This window comes from Limnoglobus roseus (assembly GCF_008254045.1).
In the GTDB taxonomy this organism is placed as follows: domain Bacteria; phylum Planctomycetota; class Planctomycetia; order Gemmatales; family Gemmataceae; genus Limnoglobus; species Limnoglobus roseus.
This window is the reverse complement of the sequence record NZ_CP042425.1, coordinates 7,994,581-8,012,930: the sequence shown is the minus strand read 5'-3', so window position 1 is coordinate 8,012,930 and position 18,350 is coordinate 7,994,581. Positions and strand designations below refer to the sequence as shown.

At 61.0% G+C, this 18,350-nt stretch carries 23 protein-coding genes and 1 pseudogene; 16 read left to right on the top strand and 8 right to left on the bottom strand.

Annotation, left to right across the window (positions count from 1 at the left end):
• Positions 1 to 35 precede the first annotated feature (35 nt).
• The 15 genes and pseudogenes from rpsC to PX52LOC_RS34335 all read left to right on the top strand — a co-directional run bounded on the left by rpsC (position 36) and on the right by PX52LOC_RS34335 (position 9,048).
• The gene (gene rpsC, locus PX52LOC_RS34405) at positions 36 to 761 is read left to right on the top strand and encodes a 30S ribosomal protein S3 (RefSeq protein WP_149114322.1); all 726 of its coding nucleotides are present in this window, start codon (positions 36 to 38) and stop codon (positions 759 to 761) included.
• Positions 700 to 1,158, top strand: coding sequence for a 50S ribosomal protein L16 (gene rplP / locus PX52LOC_RS34400; protein ID WP_149114321.1), 459 nt, complete (start codon positions 700 to 702; stop codon positions 1,156 to 1,158). The genes rpsC and rplP overlap by 62 nt, the downstream gene beginning before the upstream one ends.
• Positions 1,159 to 1,178: 20 nt before the next feature.
• A complete protein-coding gene (rpmC, locus tag PX52LOC_RS34395) occupies positions 1,179 to 1,550 on the top strand; it encodes a 50S ribosomal protein L29 (RefSeq protein WP_168219386.1) in 372 nt (123 codons plus the stop codon).
• A gap of 3 nt (positions 1,551 to 1,553) precedes the next feature.
• Positions 1,554 to 1,913, top strand: coding sequence for a 30S ribosomal protein S17 (rpsQ, locus tag PX52LOC_RS34390; RefSeq protein ID WP_149114319.1), 360 nt, complete (start codon positions 1,554 to 1,556; stop codon positions 1,911 to 1,913).
• Between the two features lie 61 nt (positions 1,914 to 1,974).
• Positions 1,975 to 2,340, top strand: a complete 366-nt coding sequence (rplN, locus tag PX52LOC_RS34385) for a 50S ribosomal protein L14 (protein ID WP_149114318.1) — start codon at positions 1,975 to 1,977, stop codon at positions 2,338 to 2,340.
• Between the two features lie 66 nt (positions 2,341 to 2,406).
• A complete protein-coding gene (rplX, locus tag PX52LOC_RS34380) occupies positions 2,407 to 2,757 on the top strand; it encodes a 50S ribosomal protein L24 (protein ID WP_149114317.1) in 351 nt (116 codons plus the stop codon).
• Positions 2,758 to 2,854: 97 nt separating this feature from the next.
• A complete protein-coding gene (gene rplE / locus PX52LOC_RS34375) occupies positions 2,855 to 3,436 on the top strand; it encodes a 50S ribosomal protein L5 (RefSeq protein ID WP_149114316.1) in 582 nt (193 codons plus the stop codon).
• A 124-nt stretch (positions 3,437 to 3,560) separates the two neighbouring features.
• Entirely contained in the window at positions 3,561 to 3,821 is a 261-nt protein-coding gene (locus PX52LOC_RS34370; protein WP_149114315.1) for an uS14 family ribosomal protein, read from the top strand.
• 21 nt (positions 3,822 to 3,842) lie between these two features.
• Complete coding sequence (gene rpsH, locus PX52LOC_RS34365) at positions 3,843 to 4,289, top strand: 30S ribosomal protein S8 (protein ID WP_149114314.1); 447 nt, start codon at positions 3,843 to 3,845, stop codon at positions 4,287 to 4,289.
• Between the two features lie 61 nt (positions 4,290 to 4,350).
• Entirely contained in the window at positions 4,351 to 4,902 is a 552-nt protein-coding gene (rplF, locus tag PX52LOC_RS34360) for a 50S ribosomal protein L6 (RefSeq protein ID WP_149114313.1), read from the top strand.
• An 82-nt stretch (positions 4,903 to 4,984) separates the two neighbouring features.
• A pseudogene (rplR, locus tag PX52LOC_RS34355) lies at positions 4,985 to 5,341 on the top strand (50S ribosomal protein L18); the annotation flags it as partial.
• Positions 5,342 to 5,512: 171 nt separating this feature from the next.
• On the top strand, positions 5,513 to 6,028 hold the full coding sequence (gene rpsE / locus PX52LOC_RS34350) for a 30S ribosomal protein S5 (RefSeq protein WP_149114311.1): 516 nt from the start codon (positions 5,513 to 5,515) through the stop codon (positions 6,026 to 6,028).
• Positions 6,028 to 6,552, top strand: a complete 525-nt coding sequence (gene rplO / locus PX52LOC_RS34345; protein ID WP_149114310.1) for a 50S ribosomal protein L15 — start codon at positions 6,028 to 6,030, stop codon at positions 6,550 to 6,552. Before rpsE ends, rplO begins: the two co-directional genes overlap by 1 nt.
• 130 nt (positions 6,553 to 6,682) lie before the next feature.
• Complete coding sequence (secY, locus tag PX52LOC_RS34340; RefSeq protein WP_149114309.1) at positions 6,683 to 8,227, top strand: preprotein translocase subunit SecY; 1,545 nt, start codon at positions 6,683 to 6,685, stop codon at positions 8,225 to 8,227.
• An 80-nt stretch (positions 8,228 to 8,307) separates the two neighbouring features.
• Positions 8,308 to 9,048, top strand: coding sequence for a YebC/PmpR family DNA-binding transcriptional regulator (locus PX52LOC_RS34335; RefSeq protein WP_149114308.1), 741 nt, complete (start codon positions 8,308 to 8,310; stop codon positions 9,046 to 9,048).
• Positions 9,049 to 9,102: 54 nt separating this feature from the next.
• On the opposite strand, the gene PX52LOC_RS34330 is transcribed toward PX52LOC_RS34335, so the two are convergent.
• Positions 9,103 to 9,882 carry a GumC domain-containing protein gene (locus tag PX52LOC_RS34330; RefSeq protein ID WP_149114307.1) on the bottom strand — a complete coding sequence of 260 codons (780 nt, stop codon included), beginning with the start codon at positions 9,880 to 9,882 and terminating at the stop codon, positions 9,103 to 9,105.
• A 183-nt stretch (positions 9,883 to 10,065) separates the two neighbouring features.
• Here PX52LOC_RS34330 and uppP point away from each other — a divergent pair, with 183 nt between their 5' ends.
• On the top strand, positions 10,066 to 10,950 hold the full coding sequence (gene uppP, locus PX52LOC_RS34325; RefSeq protein ID WP_149114306.1) for an undecaprenyl-diphosphatase UppP: 885 nt from the start codon (positions 10,066 to 10,068) through the stop codon (positions 10,948 to 10,950).
• Positions 10,951 to 10,953: 3 nt separating this feature from the next.
• Here uppP and PX52LOC_RS34320 read toward each other — a convergent pair whose 3' ends face one another.
• From PX52LOC_RS34320 to PX52LOC_RS34290, 7 genes are all read right to left on the bottom strand, one after another.
• Entirely contained in the window at positions 10,954 to 11,409 is a 456-nt protein-coding gene (locus tag PX52LOC_RS34320; protein WP_149114305.1) for an RrF2 family transcriptional regulator, read from the bottom strand.
• Between the two features lie 87 nt (positions 11,410 to 11,496).
• Entirely contained in the window at positions 11,497 to 13,104 is a 1,608-nt protein-coding gene (locus tag PX52LOC_RS34315) for a methyltransferase regulatory domain-containing protein (RefSeq protein WP_246173552.1), read from the bottom strand.
• 188 nt (positions 13,105 to 13,292) lie between these two features.
• A complete protein-coding gene (gene csrA, locus PX52LOC_RS34310; RefSeq protein WP_168219385.1) occupies positions 13,293 to 13,592 on the bottom strand; it encodes a carbon storage regulator CsrA in 300 nt (99 codons plus the stop codon).
• A gap of 407 nt (positions 13,593 to 13,999) precedes the next feature.
• Positions 14,000 to 14,695 carry a pirin family protein gene (locus PX52LOC_RS34305; protein WP_149114303.1) on the bottom strand — a complete coding sequence of 232 codons (696 nt, stop codon included), beginning with the start codon at positions 14,693 to 14,695 and terminating at the stop codon, positions 14,000 to 14,002.
• A 56-nt stretch (positions 14,696 to 14,751) separates the two neighbouring features.
• Positions 14,752 to 16,374 (bottom strand): formylmethanofuran dehydrogenase subunit A, encoded by a 1,623-nt coding sequence (locus PX52LOC_RS34300; protein WP_149114302.1) that lies wholly within the window; start codon positions 16,372 to 16,374, stop codon positions 14,752 to 14,754.
• Positions 16,375 to 16,488: 114 nt separating this feature from the next.
• Positions 16,489 to 17,850 (bottom strand): formylmethanofuran dehydrogenase subunit B, encoded by a 1,362-nt coding sequence (locus PX52LOC_RS34295; protein ID WP_168219384.1) that lies wholly within the window; start codon positions 17,848 to 17,850, stop codon positions 16,489 to 16,491.
• Complete coding sequence (locus tag PX52LOC_RS34290; RefSeq protein ID WP_149114300.1) at positions 17,820 to 18,329, bottom strand: hypothetical protein; 510 nt, start codon at positions 18,327 to 18,329, stop codon at positions 17,820 to 17,822. The genes PX52LOC_RS34295 and PX52LOC_RS34290 overlap by 31 nt, the downstream gene beginning before the upstream one ends.
• Positions 18,330 to 18,350 lie beyond the last annotated feature (21 nt).

Here is an 18,350-nt window from a genome sequence, read left to right as displayed (position 1 = left end):
ACGGGTGGCTTTGGCCACCGGATGAGGGCTGAGAGATGGGTCAGAAAGTTCGACCAACCGGCTTCCGCGTGGGCATCATGACCCCGTGGCGTAGTGCGTGGTACGCGGCCAAGTCTGACTTCGCCGAGTTGTTGGTTGAAGACCAGATCATCCGTAACTTCATTCCGAAGTACCTGAAGAAGGGTCTCGACCGCAAGGAGTCGCGGCCCATGATCTCGGACATCCGCATCGAGCGAACCCGGGAGCGGGTCACGGTGATCGTGTACTCCAGTAAGATCGGGGCGATCATCGGTAAGAAGGGCGAGAAGATCGACAAGCTGACGAAGGCCCTCGAAAAGTTGGTCCGTCGGCACATTGAAATCAAGACGATCGAGGTCACGCGGCCCGAAATCGACCCGCAGCTCATTGCTCACGACATTGCGGAGCAATTGGAGAAGCGGTCGAGCTTCCGCCGCACGATCAAGAATGCCCTCGGCCGCGCAATGGAAAATGGCGCGAAGGGCGTGAAGGTTCAACTGTCCGGCCGCCTCGGCGGGGCCGAAATGGCCCGGTGCGAGAAGGGCATGAACGGCAGCATCCCGCTGTCGACGCTGCGGTGCAAAGTGGACTACGGGTTCACCGAGGCCGTGACACCGCAGGGGAACATCGGGATCAAAGTTTGGGTGAACAACGGCGACTTTTTGACGGGGGATATTAACGATGTCACTGATGCCCAAGCGAGTCAAGTTCAGAAAAAACCAGCGCGGCGTCGCAAGGGGTAATCAGGCCCAGAAGAAGTACAACGGCGCGATCAAGGGCAACGCCCACCGCGGTAACTACGTCGCCTATGGCGATTACGGGTTGCAGGCGCTAGAGGGTGGTTGGTTGAGTGCCGAGTCGATCGAGTCCGGGCGTGTGACCGTGACGCGATTCGTGTCAGGCGAAGGCCGGTACTACATCCGCGTCTTCCCGCACAAGTCCGTCACCTCCATCCCGGCCGAGACGCGGATGGGTAAGGGTAAGGGTGAGCCGGAGTACTGGGCGGCGGTCGTGCGAACGGGACAAATCCTGTTCGAAGTCGGCGGTCTGCCAGAGCAGGCGGCCCGCGACTGCCTCGCCCGTGTTGCGTACAAGATGCCGTTCAAGTGCCGATTCGTGGCCCGGCGCCCCAACATTTAATTTCGAACAGGGAACATGTGATGAAACCGGCGGAAGTCGCGAAAGAGAACGACGAGCAGCTCAAGCTCTCGCTCGCGGAAACAGAGAAGCACCTGTTCAAACTGCGATTCCAGTCGGCCACCGACCGGCTTGAGACGCCGTCGGAAATTCGCAAGGCGCGGAAGGACATCGCCCGCATCAAGACCGAACAGCGTCGTCGCGAGTTGGTCGCGGAATCGAAAAAGAGTGACGAGCAACTTGCGACCACGGTAGCGCTCGCGGAAAAGGGCGAAGTTGCGGACGGCAAGCCGTTCGTCGGTCGCCGAAAGCCTTTGCGAGTCGTTCAGCGGATTCAAGAAATTCAAGCGGCACGCGCGGCGGCGAGAAAAATGCCACCCGCGAAGGGGAAGTAACGCATGGCTGACACGAACACCACGACGCCGACGGATGAGAAGCCAGTCGGCCCCGGTCCTCGAAAGATGGTCGGTATCGTCACCCGTGACAAGAACGACAAGACTCGCCGCGTCGAGGTTGCCCGCCGCGTTCAGCACCCGAAGTATGGCAAGTTCATCAAGAAGCGGACTGTCTGCTACGCCCACGACGAGAAGAACGAGTCGCATCTCGGCGACACGGTCGAAATCGTCGAAAGCCGCCCCCTCTCCAAGCTGAAGCGTTGGAGCTTGATTCGCGTCGTTACCAAAGCCCCGAGCCGAACGCTCGCCGGCTTGGAGGGTGCGGTTGCCGGTAGTAAACTCCCGGAAGCGGCCGCCAAATAATATCCCGCCGCCCTGGGCGTATGTCTCGGCGGTTGACGCCAACCCCAACTGGGAATGACTCATGATTCAGATGTATTCCTACATGGACGTGGCCGACAATACCGGGGCCAAGGAAGTGATGTGCATCCAGGTCCTCGGCGGCTCGAAGCGTCGCGTGGCTTACCTGGGTGACATCGTCAAGGTTAGCGTGAAGAAGGCGTTGCCCGGCGGCGAAGTCAAGCCCGGCGACGTGGTCAAAGGCGTGATCGTCCGCACCAAGGTGGCGACCCGTCGCGATGACGGCAGTTACGTCCGCTTTGATCGGAACGCCTTGGTCATTCTGGACGCCGACGATAATCCCCGGGGCACCCGGATTTTTGGGGCCGTCCCCCGTGAGCTCCGTGCGAGCTTCAGCAAGATTCTCAGCCTCGCGGCGGAAGTAGTATAACGGAATCGGTCACGCAGGTCACGAACCTGTGTCTACATTTAAGTGGAACGGCGGTCGGGAGCAGCCATGTTCATTCGGAAAGACGACACGGTCGAAGTCCTTGCGGGAGACGACAAGGGCAAGCGCGGTAAGGTTCTCCGCCTCAACCGTGAGAGCAACAAGGTCGTGATCGAGGGCGTGAACCGAGTTTACCGTCACTTGAAGCCCTCCCGTACGAACCCGCAAGGTGGCCGTCTGTCGAAGGAGATGCCGATCGACGCCTCGAACGTGGCCTTGATCGACCCGACGACGAACAAGGCCACCCGCGTTGGGGTGAAGTACCTCAAAGACGGCTCCAAGGTTTTGATCGCGAAGAAGAGCGGCACGACTTTGCGAACGCTGTCGAAGCCGAACCCAAAATACGCGACAAAGAAGTAACTAGACATTCACCCTCAACCGTGGGGCGGGGTTCGACCATCACCTTTGGTGGCCAGACACTCGCTCGGCATCCGGTGAGATAGAAAGACGGATTAATATGGCCGCCGCAGCACAGACCGCAAAGCCGAAGCTCATTGCCCCGCGGCTGTACGAGAAGTACAATAAGGACATTCTGTCGGCCCTCGGTAAGAAGCTGAATCGCGAAAACAAGTTCAGCCTTCCGAAGCTCCAAAAGATCGTCTTGAACATGGGCGTGGGTAAGGCGCTTCAGGACAAAGATAAGATCAAGGTCGCCGCCGAACAACTTAGTCTCATCGCCGGCCAAAAAGCCCAAATTACACAAGCGAAGAAGGCCATCAGCCAGTTTCGCCTTCGTGAAGGGTATGACATCGGTTGCCGCGTGACACTCCGTGGCCGACGGATGTTTGAATTCCTCGACCGGCTCATCAACGTGGCGCTCCCCCGGATTCGTGACTTCCGCGGGATTAACCCGAAGAGCTTCGACGGCAACGGCAACTACAGCATTGGCATCACAGAACAGTTGATCTTCCCGGAAATTGACCCGGATAAGGTGAACTTCACACAGGGGATGGACATCACATTCGTCACCAGCACTCGAAGTGACGAGGAAGCCCGAGAACTCCTCCGCGCTTTCGGGATGCCATTTCGCGAAGTTTAACTAGACTGATTTCTCCCGTGCGTTAGTGCGGGGGCATGGCACGAATGAATTCCTGCGGAACGGCCGATTCCTGCGGACTCAACCCGCAACCCGAATCGGAACGCCGCACGCGAGACAAAATCCCATGGCGAAGACCGCGAAACTTGTACGCTACAAGAAGCAACTAAAGGCCTTGGCGGTGCACCGCGCCGAGATGGCCAAGCCGGAAGACCAGCGGGACAAGACTAAGTTGCTTCGTCCCCGTGACATTATCCGTATTCGCCAGCGATGCCAATTGACGGGCCGCCCCCGCGCCAACCTTCGGAAGTTCGGTGTATGCCGAATCATTTTCCGTGACCTGGCAAGTAGCGGCCTGATCCCCGGCGTCCGCAAAGCCTCCTGGTAACCCGATCGGAGAACCACCACCATGATGACTGACCCGATCGCGGACATGTTGACCCGCATCCGCAATGCCAACAGCATCGAGCGGCCCGCTGTCGAGATGCCCGGCACCAAGCTCAAAGTGGCCATTGCCAAGGTGCTGCAGGAGGAAGGGTTCATTCTCGGCTTCCGCGTCGGCAAGTACTCGCCGAACGCCGAAGGTCACAACGAATTCCAAGAGACGGCAGACTACGGTCAGCCCCATGTTGTCCTGCAAGTGTTCATGAAGTACGGTCCGGATGGGGAGCGGGTTATCCGTCACATTTCCCGCGCCAGTTCGCCCGGTCAGCGGGTTTACCAGGGCTACAAGGACGTCCGAAGGGTGCTGGACGGCCTTGGGATCGCCATCCTGAGTACCAGTCGCGGCGTGATGAGTGACCGCCAGGCCCGCAAGGCGAAGGTCGGCGGCGAGTTGATCGCTACCGTGTGGTGATTGATCTTTCAACGGGCTGCACCCCGGTTTCTAGCCGGTTAAGCCTCGGGAGTTTTGAACAATGTCTCGGATCGGCAAGCAACCCGTTGTGATTCCGGCGGGCGTGAAGGTGAGCATCGACAAGGGCGTGGTGAAGGTTGAAGGCCCGAAGGGCAAGCTTCAGTTCACGCACCACGCTTCGATCAAAGTTGCCACTGACGGCAAGCAAATTACTGTCGAACGTCCGGACGATTCGAAGCAGTCGCGGGCGTTGCACGGCACCACGCGGGCTCTGGTCAATAACATCGTCACCGGCGTCAGCAAGGGCTACGAGAAACGCCTCAAGATTGAAGGCGTCGGTTATCAGGCCGCTGCCAAGAATAAGGGCGTCGAGTTGACTGTCGGCTTTGCGAACCGCATCTTGCACGTGCCGAAGGCTGAAGACCAGCTCACGGTTGCTGTGCCCGATCCGACGACGATCGTCGTGAGTGGACCGGACAAGCAAAAGGTTGGTCAGTTCGCGGCCGAAGTCCGCGAGAGCAAGAAGCCGGAGCCGTACAAGGGCAAGGGCGTTCGGTACGAAAACGAGACGGTCCGCCGCAAGGAAGGGAAGTCGTTCGCGAGCAGCAAGTAATTTGCTCGCGGCTTGAACGGTTACATTCCAGAACACCCTCGACCGGCGGCGGATAGCTGACGTTCGACCGACAGGTAAGACAATGGACGCACACAAGAGCAAGGCAGTACGCACTGAACGCCGCCGGTATCGCGTTCGCAAGGCAATTCACGGGACGGCCGTCAAGCCGCGGCTGTCGGTTCACCGCACCAACATGCAAATTTACGCGCAGCTTATAGACGATGACGCGGAAGTCACGATTGCTGCCGCCGCGAGCAATGCGAAGGACGGCAAATTGAAGTACGGCGGCAACATCGCCGCGGCCGCGGAAGTCGGCAAGAAGATCGCAGAGAAGGCCAAGGCCAAGGGCATTAACGAGGCGACGTTCGACCGCGGTGGGTGCCGTTTCCACGGCCGTGTCAAGGCTCTGGCTCGTGCGGCGACGCTGGCAGGGCTGAAGTGCACGGGTCTCGAAGACAAGAAGAAGGAAGCCCCTGCGGCCGCCCCAGAAGCGAAGAAGGAAAAGCCCAAGAAGGAAGCTTCCGCGAAGGCTTAATTGCCTCCGCACGCAACCTGCAAAATACACTGACGAGATTCTCAGGGCCGCGTGTCCTGTGTACTGAGGTTCAACATGGCTAGAGAGCGTGGCGACAGGGGTGAACGCGACTCGCGCGACCAGGGCATGGTCGACTTCGTCGTCAAAATTAAGCGATCGGCGTGCGTGGTGAAGGGCGGGCGTCGCTTCAGCTTTAACGCGCTCGTCGTCGTCGGCGACAAGCAAGGTAAGGTATCCTTCGGTTACGGCAAGGCAAACGAAGTGCCCCCGGCTGTTGAGAAGGCGATCAAAGAAGGTGAGCAACAAGCCCGCCGGACGAAGAAGCTATCGCTCCGCGGCGACTCGATTCCGCACCGCGTGATCGGTAAGTACGGCGCGAGCAAGGTCATCCTAGTTCCGGCCGGTGCTGGTACAGGTTTGAAGGCCGGTCCGGGCGTACGTGAAGTGCTCCAGGCGGCTGGTATTGCAAATATCCTCACGAAGGTTCACGGTAGCACGAACCCTATCAACCTCGTGAAGGCGACGATCAACGGCCTCCAACAACTGCGGACCAAAGAAGAAGTGGCCGCCCTTCGGGGAGTGAAACTCTAATGGACCTGACGGCACTCTCGCACGGCGTTCAGAAACGCAAGCTCAAGAAGCGCGTCGGCCGCGGCGTTGGCTCTGGTCACGGCAAAACATCATCACGCGGTCACAAGGGCCAGTACGCAAGTGCTGGTGCCGGCCTGCCGGGGGCGCTTTTCACTGGCGGTCAGACGGCACTTCACCGCCGCCTGCCAAAGCGTGGTTTCAGCAACGGCATGTTCCAGAAGGAATACGCCGTCATCAACGTCAGTGACCTGAACAAGTTCGCCGACGGCGCGACGGTCGACATCGAGGCTCTCAAGAAGGAACGCCTTCTGGTCGGGACATTCGACGCACTCCGAATCCTCGGTGATGGCGAGTTGACGAAGAAGGTCACCGTGAAGGCGGAACACTTCTCCGCTTCGGCGAAAGCCAAGATCGAGGCCAAGGGCGGCACTGCTGAACTGATCCCGGGCCCGAAGAAGCCGGTCCGCAGCAAGATGGGCCAGGGCAAGAACTCCAAGAAGAAGAAGCCGGACGGCCCGAAGTAACCGCCGGCCCGACGGTGAATCCAGTGACCTGACGGGGCGGGCGGGGCACGGCCGATGGCCGACCCGGCCTGCCCCGTGTGCGTTTTCGAGACCCCGCTGACGGTTTGGCGACCGACGAAAAGGAACTCCCATGAACTGGCGACGGCCCGCACTCGCGATCGGCACGGTTCTCATCGTAGCCGGGATTGCCCTGACGTTCTCGAACATCGGGCTGACGGTCCTCGGCTTTCCGGTCGCTTACGCTGCGCTCATCGCCGGTATCATCGGGGCCGTCGTCGGCCTTGCTCCGGAGCAGCTGCTCCTGATCTTCCGCATCCCGGAACTGCGGCGGAAGATTTTCATCACCCTCATTTTCTTGGCCGCCTACCGCATCGGCTATTACGTTCCGCTTCCGATGGTCAACCACGAGAAGCTGCAACAGAAGATGAACGAGGGGTCCGGCGGTACGCTCGGCCGAGTTCTTGGCTTCGTGTCCATGTTCTCCGGCGGGAACTTGAGCAACGGGTGCATCTTCGCCCTCGGCATCATGCCGTACATCTCGGCGTCGATCATCATGCAACTACTGTCGTCCGGCGTCGTGCCTTCGCTGGAAAAACTCCGTAAGGAAGGGCAGTCCGGTCAGAAGAAGATTAACGAGTACACCCGGTATCTGACGGTGCCGATCTGCATTGCGCAGTCAATCATGTTCGTTCGCTACCTCTTCGCGGGATCGCCAGACATGGGCGGCGGGGGCGAGGGACTGGGTCTGCTCATTCCCGGTTATTCACCGTTCTTCTTCGGGCTTTCCGCCGTCCTCATCATGACCGCGGGCACCCTGTTCATGATGTGGCTGGGCGAGCAGATTGACGAGTACGGTATCGGCAACGGGATTTCGCTCATCATCATGGCCGGCATCGTCGCCCGCATCCCGGACGCGACCGGGGCCATGCTGTTTGAACCTGGCACGACCAAACTCAAGGAATCGCTGTTCACCCTCGGCAGCGCGACTGGTGACATTAGCTTCGAAAAGTTCGTCGTCCTGATGATGCTGTTCGTCGCGGTCGTCGTCGGCGTCATCGCCATCACCAAGGCGAAGCGTGCCATCCCGATGCAATCGGCCAAGCACGTCCGCGGACGCCGTCAGTTCGGCGGCGGTCGCAGTGTCCTGCCGATGAAGCTCAACGCCGCCGGCGTGATGCCCGTTATCTTCGCCAGCACGCTACTCATCATTCCGACGTTCCTGTTCGACATCATCGTAAACATTTCGGATGCGTCGTGGGCCCACACCCTGCGGGACGTGTTCCGCCGTGGTAGCGGCTGGACGTACAACATGTTCTACATCTTGCTGATTTACGTCTTCTGTTACTTCTGGGTCGCGATCACGTTCAACCCGAAGGAAATCTCCGAGAACCTCAAGGAGCACGGTAGCTTCATCCCCGGCTACCGACCGGGCAAGAGCACGGCCGATTACCTGGAAAAGGTACTCATGCGGATTACCTACGTCGGAGCCGCGTTCCTGGCGATCATCGCGATCATCCCGAGCATCGTCCAGGGCGAACTCGACGTGGACCCCCGCATCGCGAGTTTCTACGGCGGTACGGGCCTCTTGATCGTCATCAGCGTGGCCCTCGACCTCGTGTCCAAGATCAACAGCCACCTCGTCATGCGGAACTTCCAGGGGTTGACCGAGGACTGAGTTTCACGTTTCAGAGTTTCAAGTTTCAAAGTTGGAGTTCTGAAACGCGAACCTCTGAAATTTGAAACTGAGGATTTGAAATGGCAGGCCACAGTCACTCCGCGAACATCGCCGTCCGCAAGGGCAAGCAAGACGCCCAGCGGGCGAAACTCTTCAGCAAACTCGCCCGGTACATCATGATCGCCGCCAAGAACGGCGGTGGCGATCCGGACACGAACCTACGCTTACGCTACGCCATCGACAAAGCCCGTAGCGTGTCGATGCCGAAGGACAACATCGAGCGGGCCGTCAAGAAGGGCACGGGCGAACTCGAAGGGGTCAATTACGAAGACGTGACCTACGAGGGGTACGGCCCCGGGGGCGTGGCGATTCTCGTTGAAGCGCTGACCGACAACAGGGCACGGACCGGCAACGACGTGCGGACGCTGTTCGAAAAGGGCGGCGGCAATATGGGCACGCCCGGTTGCGTCGGCTACCTCTTCGACCGCAAGGGCTTAATCGTTCTCGACGTCAAGGCTCAACCGGACGAAGAGAAGATGATGGAAGCCGCGTTGGAAGCCGGCGCGGACGACATCAAGCGGGAAGGGACCGTCTACGAGATCACGACCGACCCCACGACGTTTGGCCAAGTTCTAGAAAAGTTGAAGGCTGCCGGGTACGAGCCGGGCACCGCGGAACTAACGCAACTCCCGAAGACGGCGGCCGAGGTCGAGACGGAGGTCGGCAAGAAGGTCGTCCGACTCCTCGACGCGCTGGAAGACAACGACGACGTGCAGAACGTCTACACCAACGCGAACATCACCGAAGAGATGGCCGGCTAAACAAAGAAGCCCGCGGACGTGTGTCCGCGGGCCGTTGCACTTCCCGAATCACGATCAGTCGTCTTTCGACTCGCCCTTCTTGCTCGTCAGTGGCGCGAGGATTTCGTCCACGCTCAGGCCGTTGGCCGGCGGGCCGTCTTCCATCAGCGTCGGGGACATCTTCAGCTTCTGCCGTTGGACGTCCACGTCGCGTTGCAGGTCGCGGAGCGACTGCTTCACGCCGGCGAGGCGGCTGTCGTCCACCTGGAACTTGCTCTCGATCTGCTCGTACTGTAACACCTTATATTCGGCTTCGAGCTTGTCGATGGCCACCGACAGGTCTTGCTTGTTGCGGCGAAGGCCCTCGACCTGCTTCTGGAGCGCGTCCTTGATCCGCTCGCGGGAAGTGAGGGTCTGCTCCATGTTGGACAGCGTCGTCTTGCGGGCGACGACACGCTTCGTGTCGTTGTTTAGCTGTTGCAGAGCCGCGTCAGGCGACAGAGTCGTGCGGCCGTAGGCCACCTTCTCCTTGGCGTCCTTGATCTTATCGCCCATCGCGACGACCTTGGCCTGTTCGGTCGTCACCTCGCCCTTGAGCGTGGCCACGTCCTTCGCCAACCGCTCCACGTCCACGATCTCGCCGACGAGGGCGTTCTGGGCCTTGTCGATGTCCTTATCGAGTTGCTTCACTTCCTTGCGAAGTTGCTGAATCTTCTTCTCGGTCGGAATCTGCGAATCGACCCACTCGCCGACGCCGGCGACTTCTTGCTTGGCGTAGTTGAAGGCCTTCGTCCCCTTGATTGCGGAGAAGGCGACGACACCGACGATCGCCATGATGAGCAGTTTCTTGCACATGAACGAATCACCCCCTGAAAAGTGACCGTTGCCGGTCGTACCCACACCCGAAACGCGGGTGATGAAAGGTATTCGACCCGCCCGCCGCGGCATTTGGAGCGGTTGGGGGATTTTTCCAACGGGGATTTTTTGCGGCCGTCCGTAGGATACTCGTTCCGCCCGCCCTAATCTCGGAATCGCTTCATGCCGATCTGGCAAGCCATCGTCCTCGGCGTCGTTCAAGGCCTCACCGAGTTTCTCCCGATCAGCAGCACGGCCCACCTTCTTCTCGTGCAAGAATGGCTGGGCCGAACGCGGGAAGAACTGAAAAGCGACCCGATCACCGTGGTCATCCAACTCGGGACGTTGGTCGCGGTTTGCATCTACTTTCGGAAAGAACTCTCCCTCCTGCTCGGCGGCCTGTACCGCGACCTGTTCGACAACCGCATTGTGACCTCTGCCTCGCCGGAGGGTAAACTTGCGAAGCAGGTTCTCGTCGCCACCGTCCCGGCCCTGGCCGTCGGGGCGGCGTTCTCTTCGAAGCTGAAGGAACACTTCTACAACCCGCCCGCGATCGCGGTGGTGTCGATCGTCTTCGCGCTCCTGATGCTCGCGTCCGAGGTGTACGCCGGTCGGCGGCGACGGAACGGCCGCCCGGAGCGGGACGAGTGGTCGATTACGTGGTGGGATGCGATTTTCGTGGGGCTGTTCCAGGCGTGCGCGTTGATGCCGGGGGGCTCGCGTTCGGGAACTACGCTGACGGCGTGCCTGTTCCTCGGGTTGGCCCGCCCGTCGGCGGCCCGCTTCTCGTTCTTCATGTCGGTCCCCGCGATCGCGGCGGCCGGGATGAAGGACCTGGCCGAGTGGGTGATCCGAATGAAGTCCGACGTGATCCTGCAACGCCAGGCGGGCGAGCAACTCACGAACCTGATCGTCGGGACGCTCGTTTCCTTCGGCGTCGGCTACCTGTCGATCGCGTGGTTGATGCGGTTCTTGCAGCGGTACTCGACGGGCGTGTTCGTGGCCTATCGGCTGTTGCTCGCCGGTGTGATCCTGGCCTTGGTAGCGAGCGGGTTCATTTCGTGGTGACGGTCAGGACTTGCGTTTCGTCAAAACCTGCACCGGCGGGAACTCGCAGAGCGGCACGCTGGTGCTCGGCTCGTTCAACACTTCCGCGAGGGTTGTGCTGCGGAAGGCGTCTTCGACCATCGCCAGGGCGGCGTCGAGCCGCTTGTGGAGCGGGCAGAGCTTCACGCCGTGCGAGGCGAGGTCGAGCGGGCAACTCGTGATGCGCTTGATCGGGTCGACGGCGTTGACCACTTCGAGGATCGTCAACTCGTCCGGGAGGCGGGCGAGCATCACGCCGCCGCCGACGCCCCGCTGACTGCGGACGATGCCGCCACGGACGAGCCCCTGCACGATCTTCGCGAGGTAAGCGGGCGGAACCTTGGTGGCTTCCGCGACCTGTTCCGTCGTGCGGGACCGTTCGGGGTTTTGCGCCAGGAACACGACGGCTCGTAGGGCGTACTCGACCGTCTGGGAAAACATGCGGGCTGCCTGGGTACGGTGTGCCCGGTCAACGGGCCGTCGCGGGCCGGCCCTGTTTGAGTAAGGCCGGCTCGCGACTGTGGTGGGTTAGTGCGTCATCAGCGCCTGGTCGGCGACCTTCTGAAGCGCCTGGTCGATGACCGAAGAGAGGGCCGCGTTGATGTCCTTCGGGTCGCTGAGCGTGATGTTGTCTTTCTGCACGTTCAGCTGGCCGGAGAGCGACACCTGAGCCAACCCTTCGATGATCTGGTCCTTCGTCTTCTGGCCGTCGAGGAGCGGAAGGAGATGGCGGTCCAGGTCGTTCAAGCGGAGCACTTCGTGCCGGCGGTTGGTGACGGACACGCCGCGTGCGGCCTGCATCCGCGCCCACTTGAGAGCTGTCGGCTTGGCGTCGACTTTCCGCGAGATGGTGATCGGCATGCCGTGCAGCTCGATCAGGTCGCTCGACATGTAGCAGTTGAGCAGGCCGATGGCGACGACGTTCGTGTCCTCGGCCACGAGCTTCGGATCGTTGGCGTCGCCGCCGATCTTCTCGCGGGCCGTTTTCCGGAGCACGTCGAACGGGACCGTGCCCGGGAATGCCTCGTTGAGCACCTGCATCACGGCCTTGAGCAGCGGCCGGCTCGTGGCCATCTGCATCCCGGCGTTCGACTTGTACTGGACGTTGTCGGCGTTCGTCAGATCCGTGACCGGCGTGGTCGGCCGCGCGCCGCTGGCGACGTGCAGGGTGCGGAGCGCCTCCGGTTGGACGCTCCACACGGGGTTCACCTTGTTGTGGACGAGGAGCGTCTCGCGGAACATGCGGTTCCGCAGGAAGTCCATGTACTGCTCGGCTTGAATCTGGTCGGTCGCGAGAATCTTCAACGTCTTCTCGATGTCGGGGCCGAAGTTCCCCGTGACCATCGTGCCGACGCGGGCTTCGCCGAGGTAGCGGAGGTTGTGGCCGGCCGCGCGGGTCATGAACTGGTGGAAGTAGAGCGGCTCGTTGTTCTCTTCGAGATGCTCGTGGTAGAGGTAGTGGTCCGCCTGGTGCCGGAGCGTTTCGAGTTCCGCCTTGAGCAACTGCGAGTACGGCCCCTCTTGCTTCACCGATTGGGCCAGGAAGTCGAGCAAGGCCCGCGACTGCTGGGTGCGAAGCTGCGGCGTGTTGAACCGACCCGAGTGGTAGCGCATCATGTCGCGGATCATGCCGCGCATGTGCCAGCCGGGATATGTGTTGTAGCTGACGTACGCGATGCCATTCGCGTTCATGTTCTTGTCGAAGATGTCGTAAATCTTTTCCTGAACGTGGTTTGGCACCCACGAGAAGACGCCGTGGCAGATGATGTAGTCGAACATGCCGTACCCGACGTCGATGTCCGCGATGCTCGCATGGCGGAGGGTGAGGTTCTTCAGGCCAAGTTCGGCGACCTGTTTTTGCCCGTCCTCAATTTGCCGGGCAGAGAGGTCTACGCCCACGAACTGGCTCTCGGGGAACATGTCTGCCATGGGAATGAGGTTGCCCCCACTTGCGCAGCCGAGTTCCAAAACGCGACACCGTTGCACGGGCACGGGCCGCAGGCCGAAGAGGGTTCCGACGACGAACAGACGACTGGGGTGCGTTTGGCTAAACGGATGGCTCTCGTAAGGAACCTCGTCGTACGTGTCCAAGGTGGCTGGGGCGACAGGATTTACGGCCGGGGGGGTGGACATCATGTCGGGCATCGAGAAATTACCTTCTGCTAAGGGTTCGACGGGCTACGGTTCAGACGTATCGGCTAGGCAGAGGGATGGACTTCGCCGAATCGAAGGAGGTCTTTTAGAACGGCAACTCGCTCGCCCCAAAAAAACTCAAGCCTACCGCATTCGGTAGGCTTAGAAAGGATTTCGATGACTTCCGGCACTTATCGTGATTTGGCACGGAAGGACAACTTCGGAGTAGGGGCCGGCGTATTTTCGGACGTATTAGGCAGTTGGGTGGCAATGCGATTGTGCAGGCCCATGTTGATGGGGATCGCTTCTTCCGGATCTTCTTGATAGCGTTCGGCTTGTTTCTTTTCGAAGATTTCTTCGCGATCTACCGAGACGTTGTGGGGGGCCATTACGCCGATCTTGACCCGACCCTGTCCGACGTCCACGACCGTGATGCGAATGTTGTTGCCAATGACGATGGCTTCGCCGATTTTGCGAGATAGAACCAACATGAGCATTCCTCCTTGATGTTAAAATCCTTGGATTGGCCACCCTTGCTCAAGATGGGTTGGCCTTTCCTAATCCACAATACTTGCCAACTCGAACCCGACTTTCAGAAAAATTTCGCAAATTTTCTGATGTCACAACTGTAGGCCTCTTCATCCCTACCCGTCAAGAAGAAAAATCGATTTTCGTCTTGACAATGTCAGTTGTGATCGAAGAAACCGCGGAACAGAGTTCAATTCTGGTGTCGCGGTGACTTCGTCGGCAGGAATCTGGCGAATCTTGAGCCAATATTTATCGGATCAGCGGATTTTGCCAAATTCGCAAAATCGCCAGGCTGTGCAGAATTCCAAATCATCCAGCCCAGCCCATCTCTCAGCCCAGACCGGTTGTCAGAAAGACTCATCAATTGAGGCTAACCGAGATCGAACAGAAGCACTTCACCGTCCTGCGTCGCTCGCACAGTCACTCGATTCTCGTTCACGGCTGCGGCATCGCCCTCGCCGAGTTGTTCCTGATTCAGTTCCAACGCACCCTTTGTGACGTGTGCCCAAACCGCACGGCCGGGGGTGATGTCGTAGCTGGCACTTTCCCCCGCCTTCAAGGTCCGTGCGGACAGCACGAGATCTTGGTGCACGCGAATCGAGCCGCCCCGCCCGTCCCGTGAGGCGATGGTTCGCCATTGGCCCGCCTTATCAGCGTCCGTGAAAAGCTTCTGGTCGTATTCGGGTTGCAATCCCTTCCGCTCGGGCATCACCCAGATTTGCAGCAGGTGCACAGCCTCCGTCGGCGACGGGTTGAACTCGCTGTGCCGCACGCCGGTGCCGGCCGACATCTTCTGCCACTCGCCGGGGCCGATCACCGTACCGTTGCCCATGCTGTCGCGGTGCTCCAGGCGGCCACGCATCACGTAGGTGAGAATTTCCATGTCCCGGTGTGGGTGCGTCGGGAAGCCGCCCCCGCCCGCGATGATGTCATCGTTGATGACCCGTAGTGCGCGGAAGTTGTGGTGGTTCGCATCGACGTAGTCGCCGAACGAGAAGGTGTGCCGGCTGTACAACCAGTCGAAGTCGGTCGTGCCGCGGTCGTCGGCCCGTCGGATCGTGAGCATGGGACATTCCTCCGAAAGATGTGAACGGATGAATATACCGAGGCCCCACGATCGACTTACACCTCGCGAACGATCGGCCGCGGGATGCGGGCCATCTCGACCGGGTAGTTCTCAAACGCCACCGTGTACTGGCTCTGGAAGAGCGGCCGCAGGTAGTCCTCGATCGCCGGATCGAAACTCGGCTTGGTGATGAACCCCCGGCTCTCCGGCGTCGTGCGGATGTCGCCGTCTTCCACCACGATTTCGCCGCCCTTGATGACGTACCGCGGGTGCGAGAACATCGTGGCCGCGTTCTTGTGCGCGTTGTAGATCGCCACGTCCGCGTCGGCCCCGACGCCGAGGTGCCCCTTCTGCGACAACCCCAGCGTGCGGGCCGGTCCGGCGCTCGTGAGGATGGCGATTTCATACAGCGTGTACTCGCGGGTCAGGTCGGCGAGGCACGTCCGCGACCGTGCCTTCTCCGGGAGTTTCGCGAACTCCTCCTTGCGGAAGCTCGCGTCCATGAGCAGTTGCAGAATCTCCGGGTACCGCCAGAAACTCGTGCCGTTCGGGTGGTCGGTGGTCAGGGCCACCCGCCACGGGTCGTCGATGAGCAGCAGCAATTCCAGGCCCGTCGCCCACTGCACGGCGTTGACGATGTTCTTTTCGCGGTAGACGTAGGGCACGACGCCGCAACCAGTCTCGTTCTCCACATCGATGTTGCCCCACTTCTTGCCGGTGAGTTGGTACAGCAAGTACTGCCACGGCCCGTCCGCGGAAAGCGTGATGGCGTTGCCGAACAGCACGGCCCCGGCGTCGGTGGTGAGGTTCTTGTGCGCATTGAAGTAGTTGGCGATGGCCGGCGCGTCAGAGCGGATCGACTCCCAGTCGTCGCCGCCGTAGGCGTGGTATTGCAGGTGCGCCAGGTGGGCTCGGTGGCTCTCCAGCGTCTTCATCGTCTCAAGCGTCGTACCGACGTTGCCGGGGGCACCGAGGTTGTTGCAGTGCAGGTGCATCGGGTGAGGCAGGTTCAATTCGTCGATGATGCGGGCCAAACTCGCGATGATCGCCCCCGGCGTCAGCGAATGATACCCCTCGACGACGTCTGTCAGTTTCTTTGCGTCCTTGCCCCACTTCCACGCCGCCACGCCGCCCGCGTTCACGACCTTGATGCCGTACCCCTTCGCCGCCCACAAGTACCACGCAACGACCTGCTTGGCCCGCTCGTGTTCGCCGCGTTCCAGCAAATCGAGGATCAACTCATTGTTGCCCATCAGCACGCAGCACGCCTTGTCCACGATCGGCGTATCGTGCAACTCGTCGTGCGTGCGCTTCGCAGTCAGCATCGGCACGGCCGCCTCGTTGACGGTCGTCCACCCCATGCCGGCGTACAGGTAGCCTGTGGCAAAGCTCGTCGGCGTCGGCCCGCCGATGCCCGCCCGCTTTGTCCGCGACCGCAGAATAGGCGACGACTGGCGGTGTTCCTCCGGGATCATCGACCGGGCGAAGTTCAGCCCTGCCCCGGCGACGTGAGTGTGAACGTCCACGCCACCGGGGAAGACGATCATCCCCGTGGCGTCGATGGTGCGGCCGCCCTCACCGCTCGTCACGACCTTGCCGCCGTCGAGGACGATGTTCTTCACGACGCCGTTGACGCCGTTCGCCGGGTCGTAGACCGTTCCGCCCTGAATGCGCAGCATCTTCGCTCTCGAAAAGAGTTTGGCCGCGGATGGACGCGGAGGAACGCAGATCAGGACCGAAGCAAGATTTGGATTTCGGATTGATCTGCGTTTTCTGCGTGTATCTGCGGCGAATCATTTTGCCGGCATCACCGCGGCCGCCGTCGGGTACCACGCGGATTTCTTCGCCAGAGCATCTCGGATGAGTCTCAGGACCGTCTCGTCACTGGGTGCGGCCGAAGTTATCGGCGGCCGCAGAGTCAGCGGAACCTTGTCCATCCGGTAGACCGTTCCGGCCGCAACTGCGGCGGTCGTGATGTGTACGCGCGGCGTGAAGGTCGGCGGCTTCGCGTCGAGCGTGATCGTCGGGATGCGCGACAGGTGATCGCGGGCGGCCTGCGGCAGTCGTGCGGCCGCGTCCGTGCCCACGATCAGGGCGGCATCAACTTCGCCGCGCGCGAGGAGGCCGGCCGCCGAGAACTCGCCGGGGTTGTACCGCGGGTAGCCGCGGCTGAAGTTCACCGCGAACGGGTAGCCGGTCGTGTAGCTCAGCACCGCGTCGGCCCCGCTGACGTTGCCCGGCGACCGCATCGGCATCGAGATGAACCGCGTCCACGAATTCAGTTCGATCACCAGGGCCGTGACCGCCGCACAGTTCATGAACGTGCCGCGGGTCTGGAACAGCCCCATGCCGACGAATACGATGCCGTACCGCGCCTTCTTCATCCGCCGCGATAGGTCGCGGAGTTGATCGAGCGTCAAGCCCGTCGCGGCCAGCTTCGCCTCGTCAAAGCGGCTCCCCTGTACGACCGCCCGCAGGATCGAAAGTGCCTCGAAATCCTGGCCGGGGCGGATGCGCAGGAACACGTCCGCTTCCGCCGTGCTCGCCGTCTCGCGCACGTCCACGACGACCAGCGTGCGATCCGCCCGGCCGCTCGGCGTGTACTTCCCCGTCGTCGTCAGGGTGTACCGTTCGAAGTGCCGCGGGTGCGTCTCGGCCGGGTTTGCCCCCCAATAGAGCACGAAATCCGCCCGGTTCTTGACCTCGCCGAGCGTGCAGGTGATTTTGCCGCCGAGTTGGGCCGCCATCTCCATCGACCCGTGCGACAGCGAGGTCTCCGTGTCGATTGTGCCGCCGAGTTGTTCCGCCAAGGCGATGGCTTCGCGCTGGGCTTCGCACGTTGAGTCGCCGAGGCCGAATACGAGCGGCAGGTCGGCCGCGTGCAGAATCTCGGCCGCCGCTTCCACCGCGGCATCGAGCAATACTTCCGAGGATTGCCGTTCGACTGTCTGCTCGCGAAACCACGCCTCGCCTCGCTCGCAGGCGTTTTTCGCTACGTAAATCGAACGGCCGTCGTGCTGCAATTCGATGTCATCGCAGACGCACCCGCACCCCGCACAGGTTGCGTTGGGGACAACGCTCAGCGGGGGCAGCAGTGTTGTGATGGTCGTACTCCGCTTTCGAACTATGAAACCGTCCGTTGCCGTGACCGCCAAATCTGCACCATCACGAACAGACCGCCGACGAACCCCATGATATAACTCGCCGCATGGGCCCAGAGGTCGGCGAGAAACATCACGTGCCGATCCGTGGGCACTTCCTTGGCAATCGGGCCAACGAGAAACACCATACCGTTGCGTGCCAACCAGTATCCGACGCCGCCGGACACTAGGGCGCTCGCGGCCATCGCAACCAGTAATCTCAGGACCGGCCGGACGAGTGAACCGACTGTACGTTTCGGCTGCGAACCTACTCTGGCAACGATCGCCAAGGGAACGCCGAGCAGCACTCCCACCCACCACGTCGCGAGAACGCCCCATCCCAGTCCCAACAGCGTCGGATCATCGGTATCGAAGACCGGCGGGTGACCGATCGTGAAATATTCCACGCACAAGCGGACCGTAATCTGATCGTGCACGATCCCATAAGAGATTGCTGCTGCCACGCTCATCAGCACAATCCCAAGCGGTTGCATCAATGCCCCTTGTGCGACGAC